This window comes from Pseudomonas sp. DR48 (assembly GCF_019823085.1).
Taxonomy (GTDB): domain Bacteria; phylum Pseudomonadota; class Gammaproteobacteria; order Pseudomonadales; family Pseudomonadaceae; genus Aquipseudomonas.
In genome coordinates this window covers 1,695,136-1,713,124 of the sequence record NZ_CP081946.1, presented here as the reverse complement: position 1 = coordinate 1,713,124, position 17,989 = coordinate 1,695,136, and the positions used below count along the sequence as shown (strand labels likewise).

Here is a 17,989-nt window from a genome sequence, read left to right as displayed (position 1 = left end):
TACTTATCTCGCTGCGAAGGCTGTGAGCACTTTGCCCAGCCGTTCGTTCTGTTCAGGGGTGATTTCACGTCCGGCACCATGGCCGGCATTGTCCTGCGTGATATAGGCCAGGCCCGAGAGCCAGTCGCCGAGGTAGCGCTGCGCCTGGTTCGCCGGCTGTGCTGGCAGCACGGGCACTTGTCCCGGACCAACGTCGGTGTAGAACGAGAACAGCGGCGCCTTCGCACCGGCGCGGCTGTTCGGGCGCTCGTTCACCGGTTTCTGCAGGTAGCCGAACCAGGACACGAAATCACGCAGCACACGTTGCACTTCGAATACCTGACGCTCGACCAGTTGATCGCGCCGCGCGCCACTTTGTGCACGCTTGAGGACGGCGCGGCTCAGTTGCCCCGGCAAGTCCTGGCGATAGCCGGCGGTGATCAGTTCGTCGACCACCGCTTCGAGCAAGGCCTTTTCCAGACCGAGCAGATTGAGAAGGCTTTGGCGGGTGGTCAGTTCACGCAAATGCGCGATCCAGGCCTTGAAGGCGGCTTTGGCGAAACGGTGCTCGTTGCTTTGCAGCTCGGGCGCCAGGGCGCCGGCGTTGTTGTTGCTGACCGGTGCTGCAGGGCTTGTGTCATCACCGAAATCGAAATCAAACCCGGCGTCGTTGCCGTACAGGCTCTGGCTCGGTGTCGGGGCGACAGGTTCATCGTTCGCGGCCGGCTCGTCATCGGTTTCATACACACCGCTGAGGTACAGGTCGCGCACCTCTTCGCTCGGCATGTCGAGTTGATCGATCAGCTCGCCGAGCACTGCCGGGCGACGGCCGAGGCCGGTCAGAATCATTTGTGCCTGGGCTTTCTTCGCGGCGGCGGCACCATCGGCGTCGGCGTGGTACCAGGTGCTCAGGCCGTGAGTGGTCAGGCCTTCGAGGCATTCGCTCAATTGCTCGCGGATGCGTTGCAACTTGAATTCAATGTTGGCCACGCCCTTGAAGCTGCTGCTGAAGTGGCTGATGCCACCGTCATCGTTGCGCAGCATTTCTTTCCAGGCATTGGCGGGACTGTTGATGTGTTTGCGCACCAGTTCGTTGTCAGCAAAGCTCGCGCCCAAAGCGTCGACACGATCCTGATAGCTGGCATTGAGGCCGGTTTCGGCGCCGCTTTCATCTTGTACGATGAACGCCGCGTCCATCCGCGGTTTGCGCACCAGGAAGGTATTCTGGAACGGCGTGCCGGCCCAATCGTTCATCCAGCTCAGGCTGCCGAAACGCTCGAGCATGGTCAGCTTGACCATGCCGTTCCAGCTCTCGTCGTACTGATCAGGGGTCAGACTCAGCGAGTTGGTGATGCGCAGGTCGAGCATGGTCAGCGCCCAGATCAGGCCGGTGTCGCGTTTGCTGCGAGCGGCGGCATCGGCGCCTTGAGTCTTCTCGATCCAGCGCGTCAGCACCGGACCGACGTCATTGACGTCGCTCTGCTTGGTCGAGCCGGTGCAGACCACCAGCGCGTTCATTTCCTGATTGTCGGTGTAGCGTTCGAACAGGTAGGCGACCTTGCCACGCAGGATCAGCTGCGAGACGGAGTTGTCCTTGGTGCTGGATTCCGGGTCGCGGGAGTCGGCGATCTCGTGCAGCTTCTTGCGTCCGCGATAACCGGGGAAGTCCAGCAAGTCGACCTGATTGACGATGTCGTCCGCTGGCGCCTCGATCAGGCCGAAGGTCATCTCGGCGGTCAGTGCTGCCAGTTGCGCGACCGGGATGCCCTGACTGTTTTGCAGGCGTCCGTCGACCTGGGGCCGCACGTCGATCGGCAAGTCCTGCGGGCTGCCGAAGCGCTCGAGGATGTCGACGTTCATGATGCTGTCGCGCTGGCTGTAGGTATCGTTTTCGAAACTCACCAAGGCGTGCAGCGGGGCGAACACGGTTTCGGGCAGACCCAGCCTGTGCAGCGCACCGGCCAGTTGCTGGTACACACGCGTCAGCTCGCTTTGCTCACCCCAAAGGATCGAAAACAGCTCGGCGCGTTCCTGGAAGTTCAGGCGCGGCGCCAATTGCAACGCCGTCGGCCAATACAGGTGCTCAAGCTTTTTCACCGAGTTGCGGAAGTTATCCCGCAGGTAATCCCACAGCGACACCAGGTCGTCGGCACTGACGCCCGGTTGCAACGGTCCGGTCTCGCGTCCTTCGAACGGTTTCAGTACGCGCTGGATGCGCTCTTCGTCGATCTCGTAGGAAATCCGTTCAAGGTCGAAATCCTTGAACCAGGAGTTGGCGAGAATCTTCGCCAGCTCAATTTCCTTGAACAGCGTCAGCTCGACCGGGAACTGCGGATCCTGGCTCGGCGTGGCGCGACGACTGAAGCGCGTCACCAGGCCAGTGGCTTCCTTGCCTCCACCCACCGGGTTGATGTGCTTGATGAAGTCCAGGCGCTGGCCCCCGAAATCGGTTTCCAGTTTGCCGTTCTGACCGGCCGCCAGCGCCGAAATCAGGTAGGACTTACCGGCCTGGGACAAGCCGAAAAAGCCGATAGTCATCGGCGTGCAGGCCACGCGACCCAGGCTGTGAGCCAGGTTGCGGGCACGGTGCAGGCGGATGTTCAGGTTGTCGGCTTCGCTGTCCAGCCGCGGCGCGTTGCCGCGCGTCTGGGCAATCCAGTCCAGCGCCTGACCGGCGCCTTCATAAACAGCGGCCCAACTGGCAGAGAGCTGAGTTTGATCGGGGGTCAGGTCATTCATTTGCGTTTCACACTTCCACTGTCGAGCCAGTACTTGGTCTCGCTCAGGCCGGCGTCGAGCATGGTGTTGAGTTCCAGCTCGAGGTCGCTGCGCGGGTTGAAGTTGACGTTGTTACAGTTGGATTCGATGTTGCGAACCGAGAGGCGGTCGCTGACCAGATCCTGCTTGCGGGTGTACTTGTCCGCCGGCTTGACCTCGAACCGTACCTTGAGCAACGGCGCACTGCCGTTTTCACCGATCGCCCGGGAAAACTTCTCCCGACCGGCCTTGGTGAACCGCAAGGTGTACAGCGGTGAGGCGGCCCAGCGGTCAGCGGCCAGTTGGCGGAAACCGAGGCGCAGATCGCCGCGCATTTCCAGTTGTGGCGTGTCGGCGGCTTCACCCACGCCGATTTCCGGCAGCTTGATTTTGTAGTCTTCGGACTGGATGTCGCGGTACAGCACGTCGGCATCCTTGATCACGTTGTTCAGGTCGATCACGCCGATGTTCTTGACCGTCGAATACGGCTTGAGCGCCGACGCACGGAAGTAGAAGTTCGGCACGCTATGGTTGGCGCAGAGCAGGCAGAGCATCGCGCCGACTGACGCGGTGCTTTTCGGGTCGTCGATCCGGCCGTTCTTGTGGAACGGATACCAGCCGCCGGTGCGGTAGTTTTGCAGCGCCAGAATACGGCCCGGTGGCAGCGGCAGCACCTTGCGAATGAACGCCTGGATGCCGGGCAGGCGCGAAGGGCGGCCAGTCAGTAGCAGGACGTCGCACGGGTAATGCGCGACCACTTCACACAGCGCACCGAGAATCTTGGTGATGTTGATCTGGTCGTTGAGGAACGCGGCGTGGAGCTTCTGCAGGTCGAAGCTGATCGGCGCGGCATACAGGTCGAAACCGTTCTGACCACCGACATCGCGGCGCACGGCGGCGTTGACGTAGTCGAGCACGGTCTGGCTGATCGCGTTGTCACCGAGCAACTGGCGATAGCTTTGCGGGGTGACTTCTTGCGGGACCTGCGGATCGTAGTGCTCGTACGCCTTGAGCAGCGCCAGGCCAAGCGGGACGAACACCTGCAGGTTCAATTGCTGGCGCAGGATCATGTCCTGGGCGCTGACCGATTCGTCGCCGCACAGCCGCGACATCAGCGAATCCGGGGCTTTCACGCCGGCGTTCTGCAAGGCTTTTTCGAAGCTCGGCAGGATGAAGTCCTGAATCACGTCCAGCAGGATGTCGTCACCGGCCACTTTGAAGCCATCGCGAAAACGCTGCTCGGGCACGATGTGCACGTTGCTGCCGCTGCCGGTGTTGCCGGCGCGGTCGAGGCGGTAGTCGGTGATCACCAGGTCGGTGGTGCCGCCGCCGATGTCGATGGTCGCCAGGGTGATGCGTTCGCGGTCGGTCTTGTCCGGCCGGGCGATAGTGTCGAAAAACTCCTCCGGGTGACCGGCGAAATTCTCGTTGACCTCGGTGTACAGGTACACCAACTGGCCACACGAGGCCTCGTCCCATTCCACGCGGATGCTCGGGATCGGCGTGCGCGGGCTGACGGCCTGATCCTGATGCGGGTCTTCTTCGCCGACATGCCAGCCGAGGCTTTTCCACACCAGGCCGATGGCTTGCAGCATGCGTTCGTTGAGAATGCTGCGCTCGGCCTGGGGCATGCCCGGCGGCACGGTCAGGGTGATGCTGTTGAGCTGGCGTGGCACGCGGGTGTGACCCTGGCGCGAGCGCTGGGCCGGGCTGTTGATTTGCGACAGCGCCTGGGCCAGCACTTCGGCGAGCATGAAGGTCATCAGCGAGCTGCGTGAATAACGCGGCATGAACACCGGCAGACGATCGTCTTCTTCGAGGCTGTAAAGCGCCTCGCCGGTTTCGTTGATCAGGTGAGAGAACGGCGCGGCGGTGGCGTAGGGCTCGCTGTCGGTCTTGATGTACGAGCAGTTGAACCGCCAGCCGTGGCCGTAGGCGTTTTCATCCCACAAGTAACGTTTCGGACTGGACAGGCCGGTGGAGCCTTCGGTGCCGCGACGACGGCTGGCCAGACGGCTGGCCTCGTTGCCGACCCGGGCGATCGTCGCCCACTGGAAGGCATCGTGCCGACCGCTCTTGACCGAGCAATGGTCCTTGCCGAAATACGCCTGGGCGAATTCGACGCGGCTTTCGAACGGCAGGTTGTAGGTGTGCTCAGGGGTGATCAGGTCGCGCAGTTCCAGCACGTAATTCTGCTTCAGTCCGGAGCCGGCCTGACCATGGTTCTCGATCAGAATGCCGCAGGTGCGCGAGTTGCCGACGTCCAGCACCAGGTCCACCGGAATCGGTTTGACCAAGCCGTTGCTGTCGTTGGCGACCACTTTCAGCTCGGGTATTTCAACTTTTGCACGGACCGTCGATTGCTGGGCGGCTGACGGTGTGCTCAACAGGCTGAGCAAATTGAGGTAGTGCGCCAGGTGATAGTTGGCGCGGATATCGTTGTCCAGTTCTGCGCGCGAACGGTGGGCATTGCCCTCGTTGAAGACTTCCAGCAGCCATTCGTTGACCCACGGCTGGGCCAGGAACCAACGGGTCTCGCTGGCCTTGGTCGCCAGTTTGAAGGACACGCCAGAGCTGATGTCTTCTTCGTTTGGCGCCAAGTAAGCAGTGCCGTCACGCTTGGGCATCACACGGCTGTCGAACGCCATCGTCAGACGGTGGGTGTTGCCGTCAATGTCGGGTGTCGCCAGTTTCACCAGGCGCATGCGCGACCAGTTGGTCGGACCTTCATCGAAGCGATGGGGCGGCATGAAGCGGAAAAACGGGGTCGGCAGCCAGACACCATCGAGCAGCTCGAGGCTGCTTTTCATGTCGACGCTGAACGCAGGTTTGGCCTTCTCGACCTTTTCCGGCTCCGGCTCGTAGAAAAAGAAGTCTTTCTCTTCGTTGTACGACAGGCGGCAGATCAACCCGCTGATCATCGGCGCGAACTCGCCCGCCGGTTCTTTGCGAGGATCCAGGCGCAGGGCGAAATCCATGAACTGGATGCCGGTATCGCTGACCAGCGTGACGGTGTCTTCGAATTGAGTGACTTCAGGCAACATGTCGGGTTATTCCGTTTTTATTCGGCCACGTGCCGCATGGACATGGGGAATTGTTCTTTGCCATAACCGCCGGTGCAGTCTGCGACTGTGGTCGCCCCTTTGCGGCAGTTGACCTTGGGCATGTCGTAAGTGCTGCCGTCGGCGCACACGGCCTGACCCTGGCTGTCGATGGCCAGGCTGCCTCCCTTCATGGTAGCGCTCACTGGCCCGCTGCACTTGGTGCCGTCGGCCTGGTGCACGGTGACTTCGCCCTTGCCGTCCTTGAGCTGGTACTCCAGACGCAGGGGTTTGCCGGTTCGGCGATCCTGAATACCGGCACCGGCGCGGAACTGACCGTCGAGGAACTTGGCGGCACCGTCGGCTGCGTCTGGCGGAATGCTCAGGGGCGGGCCGGGTTTTGTGGCGGTGGATTTTTCTGCCTCGGGCGATGTGATATCCGGCGGCGCGGTTTTGTTTTCGGGTGGCGCGGTTGGCGATTCGGCGGCCGGGTCTGCTGCCGGGTCTTTGGCCGGGTCTTTGCCGGGATCTTGGGTCACGCCGGCGGGCGCTGTGTCAGCCTCGCTACCTTCGACCGCCGGCGCTTCCACGCCATGAGTTCCGGTCACGGCGGTGTCGGTTCCCGTGGTGGAGCCCACCACAGTGCCATTCACCGGAACGCCATTCAACGTCGTGACATTGCCAGTCAGTTTCGGCTCTTCCAGTTGTTTTTCCACCGGCACGATGCCCTCAGGCAGCAGGTCTACCGCCACCGACGGAATCGGCACGCAACCGCGCAGGCCGAGCAGCAGCCACAAAAGCAGCAGCAGGAGTGGCAGCAGTAACAGCCACCACCAGCGACGCCACCATGGACGGGCAACCACCGGCACGACAGGCGCTACAGCAGGCGCGGGTTCGACCTCAGGTGGAAGCGTGAACGCGGGCGGAACCTGATAGAGGCAGTGCAGGGGATCGCGAGTACCGTTACCGGCATGCTCGAAACCCCAAAAGGTTAGCACCGGTTTGCCCTGCACCAGGTAGACGAAATTCTCGTCGGGGAAATGAATGACGCGCTTGAGCAGCTTGCCGAACACGGCTTTGTCGCCTTGCTGCGGTTCGCCGGAATCAGTGACCAGGAAACGCTGGCTCAACTCTTCGAGCGCGGTTTTCAGCGCTTCAAGTTGGCGGCGGGCAGGGGCGCGTTCTTCTTCGGTCGCACTGCTCCACGGAATTACATCGCCGTCGAGGCCGCTGTACCAGTCGATCTGGTTACCGAGCTCATCGCTTTGAGGGATGGCCAGATGATCGACCAACTCAGGATTTTTGCGGCGAATGGCTTCGCGCAATTGCAAGGCAGCCCGGTAGACCGGTTGACCTGTTTCGCCCAGGGCAATGAATGACCCGCTCTTACCGCTGCGTAATAGTGCCCCGCGCATTCAAACTCCATATGTTCCGTTGCGCAAAATTGACAGACAAAGGTGTCTGCGCTTGCTCCTGCAATTAGCTGGCGACCTTAATGTCATAATGATGTCGCCGTCAATTAGCGGAGGTCCAAAACCGTATGAGACTAGCGTAAGTGTGCAGAGGTTGCATGAGGTCAATTTGAATTGACTTGGGAAGGCTCGGAGGGGGGCTTTTTTAAGCTTGCTGAAACGTTTCATCAGCGTTATAAAAAACGCACAACTCCAAGAAAGGCTTTCCCCATGAACCCGCTCAAACTCGCTATCGCCTTCGGGGCGCTCACCGCTGCCTCTCACGCCCTGGCCTGGGATTACGTGCTGCTCGACAGCGACAAGGCTCCCCAGAATTGGCAGATCACCAGCCAACAACTCGGGGTGAAGACCGACCGACCTTTTTCCGTGACCCTTCGCACCTTGCACGGCGGTCGGCAAGAGGGCGTCAGCATCGTCGACATCGATAACGGCACGATGAAACTCTCGGTGGTACCGACTCGCGGGATGAATGTCTTGCAGGCGTCGGTCGGAACTGTGCGCATGGGCTGGGATTCGCCGGTCAAGGACGTGGTCAATCCGTCCTTCATCGAACTCAACGGCCGAGGCGGACTGGGTTGGCTCGAAGGCTTCAACGAACTGGTCGCCCGCTGTGGTTACGAATGGGTCGGCCACCCCGGCATCGACAACGGCGAACTCCTGACCCTGCATGGCCGCGCCGCCAATATCCCCGCCAGCAAAGTCACCCTGCACATCGACGAAAAACCGCCTTACGCCATCAGCCTGCGTGGCGAGCTGAAAGAGCAGGCGTTCAAGAAAGTCGACTTCTCCGTCGCGACCGAGTTGGTCACTGAACCCGGCAGCGTCGCGTTCGCCCTCAGCGACACGCTGACCAACAACGGCGACTATCCGAAGGAATACCAGGCGCTGTACCACAGCAACTTCAGCACTCCTTTCCTGGAACAGGGCGCGCGGTTTGTTGCGCCGGTGAAACAAGTGTCGCCATTCAACGACAAGGCCAAAGGGGATTTGCCGGATTGGCAGACTTACCGAGCGCCGACCAAAGACTACGACGAGACGGTTTACAACGTCGTGCCTTACGGCGACGCCAAGGGCGATACGCTGACCGTGCTGCATAACAAGGCCGGGAGCCTTGGGGTGTCGGTTGGGTTTAATACTCAGCAGTTGCCAGTGTTTTCGCTGTGGAAAAACACCGATACGCAAGGGCAGGGGTATGTCACCGGATTGGAGCCTGGGACGAGCTTTTCCTACAACCGCCGGTATCAGCGGCCGCTTGGTCTGGTGCCGATGATTGGGGTTAAAGAGCAGAAGCAGTTTCAGATCCGGTATAGCTTGCTGGCGGATAAAGGGGCGGTGGATAAGGCTTTGAAGACGGTGAGCGAGATTCAGGGTGGGCGGGAGACTGAGGTAAGGCAGGCGCCGTTGGTTGATCTCTCCAAGGAATGACTTTCGTCAGTTTGTGCTTGGCCGATACTGCAATGCCTCAGCCAGATGCTCGCGGGTGATGCCATCGATCTGTTCAAGGTCTGCCAACGTGCGCGCAACCTTGAGCAGTCGATGGGCTGACCTGAGTGACAAGGTCAAACGCTCGCAAGCAGTTTCCAGCCACGCCTCGTCGGTTGTGGATAACTTGCAGTGTCGACGCAGCCCGGGCAAATCAAGGAATGCGTTGGCACAGCCTTGGCGTTTGTTTTGAAGCTCCCGGGCGTCGGCGACCAGTACCGCAGCAGTGGCGGTGTCATCACCGGGTTTTAGCGCAGGATTTAGAGCCGTGGCTTCTCGGGCGACAGTCAGGTGCAGATCGATCCGATCCAGCAGCGGCCCCGACAATTTGTTGCGATAACGCTGGACCATGTCCGGTGTACAACTGCATTTGCCGCTGGGTTCGCCAAGATATCCACAGGGACACGGGTTCATCGCGGCCACCAGTTGAAAGCGCGCCGGAAACCTCACGCGATCCTTGGCGCGGGAAATCACGATGTGCCCGGACTCCAGCGGCTCCCTTAAAACCTCCAACACCTTTCGATCGAATTCCGGAAATTTGCTGTATGACACGTGCAGTGTGCCAAGTTGTCAGGCGTTCAGATGCTTCTGAGGTTCGCTTCCAGCACTGATACCCAATCAGTATTCGTTCGGACAGGGTGTGCCTCCATGAGCCGTTCATGGGCCAGCAGCGACACTGGATGTGTAAGAGAGCGTCTGAGAGCCTCTCCACATCAGTGATGAACAGCTCCGAGATGAACGCTTGGAGATTGCTTCTCCGTGCCGCTATCGTCTATTGGTAGAGAGGATCATCAATACGAGCGTATGACCAATGAGGCAGCTTGAAGAAACGCGCAAACCTAAGGTACTACCTGCCGAGACGTTTTGGAGAGAGATGGCTTTTTACGAAAGCGGGCCAGGGCTCTGGAAGGCAATTCACGTCGGACTATCAGCCGTATTTTTCTTTCGAATGGCAAACCTTCTAGGGCTTCGGGAAGGCGCATTGGCTGAAATGCTATCGATAAAACTCAGCATGCGTCGTCGGTGGAGCAAATCAGGACAACTGAGCCGTACTGAAAGTGATCTCCTATATCGAATTGCTGAAGTTTTTCGGGACTCTCTTAGCCTTTTCGAGGGCGATGTGAGTTCCGCAATAATGTGGCTCCGTACGCCCGCGACGGCTTTGAATCAAATACAGCCAGCAGCCCTTCTGACTACCCATGTTGGCATCAACCTGGTTAAAGCCCATATCGGTCGCATCGAGCATGGAGTTGTAGGATGAACGAATGCCCTAACGACGATGATAAACGGCGTCAGGAACCGTAGATTGAACGAGGTTCCGTGAGGCGGCGAGCATTAATATCCAGAATAGGTTGCTACTCACAGGTTAATGCTCATCGGGCACTGGTGAGATCCCTTTCCACCAAGGCGAACATCTCGCTCAAACTCTCAATTCCCTCCTTTTTCATGTAGCAGCTCACCATAAGGCTGACGGCATGTACTCCAAGCACAGAAGCTAGCCCGTCCACCTTCTCAAGCGTCGGGGACTTTTTCCCATGCTCCAGCATGCTTACGTACTCACGACTCATTACCGACGCAAACTGGTCCTGAGTCTTTCCCTTGCGTATGCGCAGCTCACGCAAGGCTTCAGCGAAGGCTGGATTTAGCTCCATTACGTCGTCCCGTCAAAAGGGACGATGAAGCCCGGTTGTGATCTGTATTTCTATGAACTATAGTTCACATCCCACGTTAATGGCTGATTAAACATGTTCGAAACCTACGAGGCGGCTCGTATACCAGCGTCTCCCTTCATCCAGCGAGACACCTCTCGCTGGGCGTTTGTGATGCTGTCAGCGAATGACAGGTGGTTCTATGTAACGCTCAACTGCGTACAGAACGGAGAAACAGACGAGATCTGCCAACAACAGTATTTGATCCCCTCCATGCTTTGCCTGTTGGGGCTGATTCGATCTGATACCGCAGACACATACGTGGCGTCTATCCAACTCGTCTCACCTAGCTGGATGAACGGGTCCGATGAGTGGCGGATGCAGCCAATTCAACAGATCATGTGCTTGCCTTCTCATGCTAGTGAGCGGTACTGCTACCAACTAAAAAATGGTGACCTGTATCCCGCAGCGTTCGCACGACTAGCCGCAGAAAAAGGAACAGTGGTTTGGCCCACCAAAGGAGGCGTCAGTGAGTCCTGACCTTGATGAACAATTGTGCAAAGAAAATCCTACCCTCTTTCCTAGCGCAACTCTGATCAATGGCAAAATGTTTTGGGGGTTCGAATGCAATGACGGCTGGTTTAACCTCCTCCGGCATGCCTTTGCACTGGTTACAGTACGAAGTGAAATCTCACCTGGATGTGGCTCCGTGATCATTGAGGAGGTGAAAGAAAAAAATGGAACGCTACGGATATATTATCGTGGAGGAGACGACTTTGTTCATGGTGCAATAAATTTGGCGGAAGCCATATCTGTTCATGTATGCGAGATATGCGGTAGAAACGTAAAAAATCGTCGAATGCACTATCATTTCCCAAGATGCGATGAGCACATAGATCTATGACGTATGTGTCGGCTGATCACCCCTACCTGTTAGATTATTTATATTCTGAGCTTTCTTACGAAAGAAAACTTGGCTTGATCGATTTCGATCTTGTTAGAAACTTCGTTTCATCGCCCCGAATCATGGATATCTATGTCCGCGAAGCCGTGATTGAAACTCCAAGTTTTGTTGGTGACAGCTATCTAGATCAAATAACAATGCTGGCAGATAAGCGTCAAAAAACGGTCGGTATATCTCTAAAAGCATGGGCAGTATTAGAGAAGACAGCTGGCCGAGTCGAAAAATATCATTTCGACGACGCGAGTATTTCAGTGCTTCAGATATGGCCGTTTGATCCGATGAGTTTAAGTGATGAGCACTTAAAAATCGCAATAGCACTGTCTTATACCACCGGAGAACTCCGGGCTGAATCACGCATAGTAGGGGCCCTGAACGAGGTGCTCGAAGGGTTAGGTTTTGGAATTGTCAGCGAACGCTATTAAGTGGACGAACAGCGGCAGGCGACTAGAGAGTAGTGTCTGTACATCGACGGACCAGATCGACTGCTTTGGTCGATTTCCGTCAGTCGTGACAAACGAGTGGGCCCAAAACCAGCGTTAGTGTCAGGCAGAAATCGGCCATAAGAAGACTGTCGCAGAAGAGTGTTTTCGTCCGAAATTTTTCACTCCGTGCGACCGGCGTGGAGGTGTAGGTAGTCTGAAAGTGGTCGGCTTACTGGATTACAAACCGTAAATCCTCTCGCGTCCTATCTGTCATGCGACCGGCTAAGCTGCATTAAATTGCGACCTCAGAACAATAAAATATTTCGACAACGTCTATTCACGCTCTCGTTAATATTGACGAAAGTTTTTCTTTTAATGCTCTCGCTCTGCCTTTAGGTATATATGAAACATTTAATCTTTGACACATCTCTTCGACTTCTGGCTTGTCGTGAACCGAGTAAACTATTATTTTGTTGCCGTTAATCCCTTTAGTTCGAGCTTGCTGCGCTACAAAAAGCCCTCTGAACTCTTGAAACAGTTTGCCCCTCTGCTCCAATACGCTTTCAAACTCAGAAGAGGCCGGCACATTGAGATCAAAAATCAGTGCTGCATAGTCATCTACGCTGGCGTCCAATAGCTTTTTATTTGCTTCATCTATCGAGGTTGAAAAATCCACGCTGAAACCTAGTGACTCGACATAGTCCTCTAGCCAATCCAAAAACATAGGTTCATCATCAAGAATTAGAATTTTTGCGCTCATTTTAAAAACCCATTTGGAATTCTGATTTCAAATTTCGTAACTCCAGAAGATGAATGACTCCCCTCAATCGTCCCCTGAAATGCATTCTCGACGATTAGCTTACAAATATGAAGACCCAAGCCGGACCCTGAAGATGTTCTTTCTTTTGCACTTTTTGCTCTATACCCGATTGCAAAAATATCGTCTTGGTTAGAAAATGGTTCGCTTTGTCCTTCAAATGTAATGATCAGGTTATCAGTTTTTTTCTGTATCCAATTTTTTATTGTCAAAGTCGAGCCGGCCTTGCCGTATTTAACTCCATTATCGATGAGATTCATGAAAACCTGCTTAAGTAAATTCGGATCACCCTTCACGCAGTTTTGAGTGTTTCTATCCTCTAGCTCTACCTTTACCTTACTACTCGTCCCTTGCTCTTGAAAGAATTGCGCAGACTCGATAATGGCCTGCGGTATGACGGTAGTTTTGATAGAGGAGTTCGAAATTGACTCAGTATTTCCCGATGCGTACTCTGCAAAATATGAAAGGTTTCTTATCAACGAAACCGTATACTCTAATTGCGCCCTAGCGCGTGCTAATCGCTGAGCCTTTTTATTGTCTGGGATTACGTCATTTATTAAATTGTCGAGTGTTCCAATTACACCACTCATTGGGTTAATTGCTTGATGAGTAATATTTTGAATAAGGAATAAAGTTTCTTTGTTATCCATTTATACGGCCCTTTTAATTATAGACAACCTAATACTTTCAGTTCCCAACTGAACGCTAAAATTTGACAGGCCTGAAAGCGCTTGGATGTGATTTTCTTCCGACTCAATTAACGCTCTCGGCAACTCAATTGCCAAGTTAAGTTCTTGGCCTTGCGTGATAACTGGAGCTTTCTTAAAAATAAAGAATAAGTACGCAAATAGCGCTCGAATAGAGAACCGATCAAAATATTTAACGCACAACCCTGAATATTCTATCCATTCGAATTGATCTTCAATCTTGTGAGTTCGAAAATAGAATTCATCTGAAACTTTTATGTCTGACATCCTAGTCGATACCAGTTCGCTGACAGAATGAGCTAGCCATAGTTTGACTTCAGGTATCGGTCCGGTGTCCGGCGAAAGAGTATTAGATATTTTAATAAGGAGCAATATGGAAGGGTAAAATAGATCGAGTTTAGATGCCGCTTCTGATCTCAGCCCATACTTCCTCGCAAGCTGGGGATAAAGATTTAATTTCGTAGTAACCTCAACTGCTCCCCAGAATCTAATAATTGGTTTTTTTCTTGATTCATTCCAAGCTCTAACTTGATCCACTGCTTGCGGCGTGAGGGAAGAGCTTGTTACAAATAAAAGCATATCAGCGCTTTGCGCTTCTGCATACGATATTTTATTCCACACTGTAGGCCAGTCAACAGAACCTGTATACCTCTTGCATTCAACATACCACCTTTGGCGTTGATACTGACCGGATAAATCCGAAATAAAATAATCTCCTTCAATGTCTCTTCCGACATCGCTCCCAGGAGTTCTCCATACTGTATTCCTCAACCCAAGAGCATTAACAATATCAAATGTCATACTTTCAAATTGTTCTGGGGAAAGGCTTAATAGATTCAATTTTCCTCCTTGTTGAAAAGTCTAGCAGTTCTTGACAAATGAAGTAATGACAGTGATTTCAGCCACTCCAGATAGGCTGTTAAGGCTCCAAGGATATTGATAGCACTTTAAGACCTATGACAAGACATTTAGTTAAGCATAAAAGGTTATGCTGGCAAATCCATAGTATATTCATCTCCGTTTTTTATCTTCTCAAGTAACTGTCGCAATAAGTTAGAGTATCTATGCGCCTGAACTTCATTGCCGTTCATTACAGCGCAATGATACTTATTGTCGAACGATTTTATATCTACACCAGTAGTATTCTTCAAAATTTCAAGCAGCTTATTCGCGTCGTGCCATCCTTTGAAACCTAAGCTTACTCCTAAAGTGGATGGCGTATGTGGAAAATTGACGTTGAAAGCTAGGCCGTCAGAGGCGTCAGCTATTCCGTAAAGTTTAGCTAATGCCCCCTCTGACTCAGAAACGTTTGCAAGTACAGTGTAATCAACCTGAATGGGATTTTTAGGGATGTCAGAACGCACTAGTTCATAGGTTCTTGCCAGTAGCGCACGCAGCAGCTTTGGGTTGACATTGTCCAATGCTTGGTTAGCACCAAAAGCCTTGTATACCCAGCTATAGTCATGGGCGACGATACTTTTAATACGTATGCTTTTATTCTCTGATACCGATATCAGGCGTTCACGCCTAGGATATTCGGTGACTTCCTTACTTGACCACTCCAAATGATAAATATTTGGAATTAACGCGCCATTTTCGGAAAGAATCTCATCAATGTCTGACAGTATAGCTCTAATGTTTGGATCTTCGGCGCTGTAGCCAACAAAAATAAGAGGATGCTCCGCAAAAAAAGCAAGCATTTTGGCACTTAGATACTTTTTCTTTTTCAGAAAGTTATCATAGTCCTCTCGTGTGATGACTACGCTCCTAGAATCCGAAGCACATCCATGTATCTTGAATATTTCACCTATGCTTGAATGATTCGCATAGAGAATTTGCTGCCCAATGATCGGGGCGTAGTCAGGAAAAATGCTCTCTAGTAAACAATCATAGTTGGTAGTGATTATCGAATGAGGGTGAATCTTTTTCAGGAGTTCAATTTCATCGTTGTCCGTGGCAACTGTTTCACTCAATAAATTCTTAAAAATTTCACATACTGCATGTTTGAAATAAATATCGGACTCATTACCTGAGCCAAATAATTCACCGGGAAACTCGTCTTCGCCGCCACTCCAAGCCCAGTCATTGAATTTTTCTGCGAAGACGGTTCCGATGTCGACGAGATTAGGATAACGCTGCAAATAATATGCAAATTTTTTATCGATCTCGGGACACATTTCACTAAGTGAGTGCAGTAACTCCTCCCAATTAGGGCCGTTAAGGTACCTTTTAGTTAGGCCTGATCCCACGAAAAGTATAGGCTGGCAGCCCATCGCCTCAATACATGTTTTGATATCATCCGTCACATCGTCTTTATACTTATCATAATCGCTCATATGCGCTCCCTAGTGTTTTTATGCCTGCTGAGCGAGGGGCGGGCACATGACGGGTTCGTCAAGGATCTCAGTCTCCCCCAATGAGCAATCTCAGAATAGCCACTAGCCATCTCTGGTGGCTAGTGGATTGACCAAGATTGACGAATTTCATTTCTTTGATAACGATTACAGAGTCCTGGCAAGCAGGATCCGGCGCATCCAGCTCAATGATTCGGATGACAGCTTGTGGCCGATCTCTGACTATGGCCACCGTTTATATTGGGTCGTTTTCTGCCCCGTCATGTACGCGAATCATTCTAGTCAAATCTGATGCAAAAGATTGGTCAGGTCGAATACAAACGGGTGGGCAAATCTGTGCAATTACCCAAGGCTCTCAGGACTGGCACCGCGCCCGTCTAGGTCCGGTTTTGAGCAGGGGTGCCGCATGCTTCTATTGGTAAGGCCACTGATACGTGGCCTCCTTAAATTTACTCATTAGCCGATCAAATTGCTCTCAACCATTCCAAGCAGGCCTTCAGCAACGGCGCCCTCGCCTCAGTTGATGCACCATCAGCACCACGTAGAAAATCCTCTTGTTCAAGAATGGCTTCTTCGCCTTTTTCGTGAATACCGAATACATCCTCGATACAGCCGATAGGCCATACCCACGTAGTTCGGGCCAGAAGCTCTTGGTGAACTGCCTCCGCTAATTTGAGGCCCTCCGCGTCCTGTGCGAAAAGCGCCCAGGTATCCGCCGCTCTCAATCCATCAGCATTAACGGGCAGACCGTTCCCACCCAGCGGCACACCTTGCTCTGCTCCAATTCTGGCCAACACGTTTCTTGCTTTGGCCATATCCTCTCCGTCTTTTGATAACCAAGACTCGGCACCACTCCTGGCGTGTGTGAAAGCAAAATCCAAGTCTGCTATCACTCCACAGGTGATACCCATAGCTGAGAGCACCGAAACGCCTTTAGGGATGCTGGAGCAACTGCCAAGCGCCACAAAGCAGATGCGATCAAGTTCTGGCCTCGATCCATAAAGCCTTTCGTACACTAACGGCAGCAGACGCTGATCGGTTTTACCTTCACAAAGAATTACCTTCTCTGCGAAGTAGATGTCAGCAACGTTGCCTAACTCGAAAAGAGTTCGCGATTGAGCCTGAGCCTCCTCCATTGCAGCAGCTACAGCTTCGCGTAACTGCGCGCGGACGACAGAGCCATCAACGGGATGCCTACGAACGATGACTGTATCTGGAGCGTTATCCCTGCTGAGCATTAGGGGAGAGTGGGTAGTGAACACAACCTGAAAGCCCACCACCGAAAGTTGTTTAAGCGCTTCTCGAAGCTTGCGGACTCCTTGTGGGTGTAAGAACAGTTCCGGCTCATCAATCAGCAGCATCCGCCTAGAAATTCCCTGGGCGGTGGCTTGGCGCAAATCCGCCAGCAACCGGATGAGCGCCATCTGAATTGCTCGTTGTGCGCCACTTCCCACCTGATCAAATCGTCGACGGTCACCGGACGCCTCGTCGGTAACGTGTAGGTCTCCCGATTTAAAGAATTCTTTTACATCGATTGAGGGGACATCTAAATCCAAGCGCAATCCCGGGAAGAACTCTCCGAGGGCAGCGGTAGCGCTACTGTCAAAGCCTGCCAATACAGGAGATCTCTGATCGCCATCAACCGTCAATATGCGTCGAACTGCTTCCAAGGCTTGTGTGACTTCGACATGTGCTGTGAGGATTGGCGTCATGATTTCATCGAGCAGCCCGCGAATAGTGCTGCCAGCTTTTCCTTTTCCTAAATCCTCCGGCACATCGTCCATGGCTTGAATATGAAGAGCTTCAGGAAGCAGAGCAGAAACAACTGACGGCAGTCCTGTCGGGTATGCGCGCCAGGTTGTAGGAATGCCATTGGCATCCTTCTCATCAGGTTGCCAAACCTCCTGAACTGGCTTGGAGGTGCCAGTGCCGGTGGTGCGGATCCATAGCTCTCCATTAACGCAATAGGGTTCAATAGCTAGGCGGTGTCTTGGCTCTGGAATTAACGCGATCAATTCCGGAGTTATTCCAGAAATACAGGCGCTGAGGACTATTGGCAACGCCGGGTCAGAAGCATCATTTTTTGCGAACGCTTTCGGCGCCAGAACTATACGGATTGCGTCTAGTACCGTGGATTTGCCAACGTTATTTTGTCCCACCAGAGGGGTGAAGCTGCCTAGGGATAAAGAAACGTTTTTACACGCCCGAAAATTCTGAATGTGGATCTGGGTCAGTCCATGCATTTCACTTTCTCCTGATTTGCCCTAACTCTGGGGGGGCGGGGCTTAGGAGGTGGAGCGTAGAACCCATTTCTCTCGGCTGCCTTATAGAAGAGGGATTTTCCA

At 53.8% G+C, this 17,989-nt stretch carries 12 protein-coding genes and 1 pseudogene; 3 read left to right on the top strand and 10 right to left on the bottom strand.

The annotated features are described in order from the left end of the window. Positions 1–3: 3 nt before the first annotated feature. The 3 genes from K5K95_RS07895 to K5K95_RS07885 are packed head-to-tail and all read right to left on the bottom strand — an operon-like array spanning position 4 to position 7,192. Positions 4–2,718 carry a putative virulence factor gene (locus K5K95_RS07895; protein WP_222589002.1) on the bottom strand — a complete coding sequence of 905 codons (2,715 nt, stop codon included), beginning with the start codon at positions 2,716–2,718 and terminating at the stop codon, positions 4–6. Further along, on the bottom strand, positions 2,715–5,780 hold the full coding sequence (locus tag K5K95_RS07890; RefSeq protein WP_222589001.1) for a virulence factor SrfB: 3,066 nt from the start codon (positions 5,778–5,780) through the stop codon (positions 2,715–2,717). Before K5K95_RS07890 ends, K5K95_RS07895 begins: the two co-directional genes overlap by 4 nt. A gap of 17 nt (positions 5,781–5,797) precedes the next feature. Continuing rightward, positions 5,798–7,192 carry an SrfA family protein gene (locus K5K95_RS07885; protein WP_222589000.1) on the bottom strand — a complete coding sequence of 465 codons (1,395 nt, stop codon included), beginning with the start codon at positions 7,190–7,192 and terminating at the stop codon, positions 5,798–5,800. Positions 7,193–7,459: 267 nt separating this feature from the next. Between K5K95_RS07885 and K5K95_RS07880 the strand changes: the two genes are divergently transcribed. Then, complete coding sequence (locus tag K5K95_RS07880) at positions 7,460–8,674, top strand: aldose 1-epimerase family protein (RefSeq protein ID WP_222588999.1); 1,215 nt, start codon at positions 7,460–7,462, stop codon at positions 8,672–8,674. 6 nt (positions 8,675–8,680) lie between these two features. Here the strand turns inward: K5K95_RS07880 and K5K95_RS07875 are convergent. Then, a pseudogene (locus K5K95_RS07875) lies at positions 8,681–9,271 on the bottom strand (ATP-binding protein); the annotation flags it as partial. A 271-nt stretch (positions 9,272–9,542) separates the two neighbouring features. On the opposite strand from K5K95_RS07875, the gene K5K95_RS33525 reads away from it, so the two are divergent. After that, a complete protein-coding gene (locus K5K95_RS33525) occupies positions 9,543–9,992 on the top strand; it encodes an antitoxin Xre/MbcA/ParS toxin-binding domain-containing protein (protein WP_222588998.1) in 450 nt (149 codons plus the stop codon). 112 nt (positions 9,993–10,104) lie between these two features. On the opposite strand, the gene K5K95_RS07865 is transcribed toward K5K95_RS33525, so the two are convergent. Further along, positions 10,105–10,383: a helix-turn-helix domain-containing protein gene (locus K5K95_RS07865; RefSeq protein ID WP_109635877.1), complete on the bottom strand. Its 279-nt coding sequence runs from the start codon at positions 10,381–10,383 to the stop codon at positions 10,105–10,107. A gap of 975 nt (positions 10,384–11,358) precedes the next feature. On the opposite strand from K5K95_RS07865, the gene K5K95_RS07860 reads away from it, so the two are divergent. Beyond that, the gene (locus K5K95_RS07860; protein ID WP_222588997.1) at positions 11,359–11,766 is read left to right on the top strand and encodes a hypothetical protein; all 408 of its coding nucleotides are present in this window, start codon (positions 11,359–11,361) and stop codon (positions 11,764–11,766) included. A gap of 337 nt (positions 11,767–12,103) precedes the next feature. Here K5K95_RS07860 and K5K95_RS07855 read toward each other — a convergent pair whose 3' ends face one another. The 5 genes from K5K95_RS07855 to K5K95_RS07835 form a co-directional block, all read right to left on the bottom strand. Beyond that, positions 12,104–12,526 carry a response regulator gene (locus K5K95_RS07855; RefSeq protein ID WP_222588996.1) on the bottom strand — a complete coding sequence of 141 codons (423 nt, stop codon included), beginning with the start codon at positions 12,524–12,526 and terminating at the stop codon, positions 12,104–12,106. Beyond that, positions 12,523–13,233 (bottom strand): sensor histidine kinase, encoded by a 711-nt coding sequence (locus K5K95_RS07850; protein WP_222588995.1) that lies wholly within the window; start codon positions 13,231–13,233, stop codon positions 12,523–12,525. Before K5K95_RS07850 ends, K5K95_RS07855 begins: the two co-directional genes overlap by 4 nt. Continuing rightward, positions 13,234–14,130, bottom strand: a complete 897-nt coding sequence (locus K5K95_RS07845) for a restriction endonuclease (RefSeq protein ID WP_222588994.1) — start codon at positions 14,128–14,130, stop codon at positions 13,234–13,236. Positions 14,131–14,276: 146 nt separating this feature from the next. After that, the gene (locus tag K5K95_RS07840; protein ID WP_222588993.1) at positions 14,277–15,626 is read right to left on the bottom strand and encodes an SIR2 family protein; all 1,350 of its coding nucleotides are present in this window, start codon (positions 15,624–15,626) and stop codon (positions 14,277–14,279) included. 482 nt (positions 15,627–16,108) lie between these two features. Continuing rightward, complete coding sequence (locus K5K95_RS07835) at positions 16,109–17,887, bottom strand: ATP-dependent nuclease (RefSeq protein WP_222588992.1); 1,779 nt, start codon at positions 17,885–17,887, stop codon at positions 16,109–16,111. Positions 17,888–17,989: the final 102 nt, after the last annotated feature.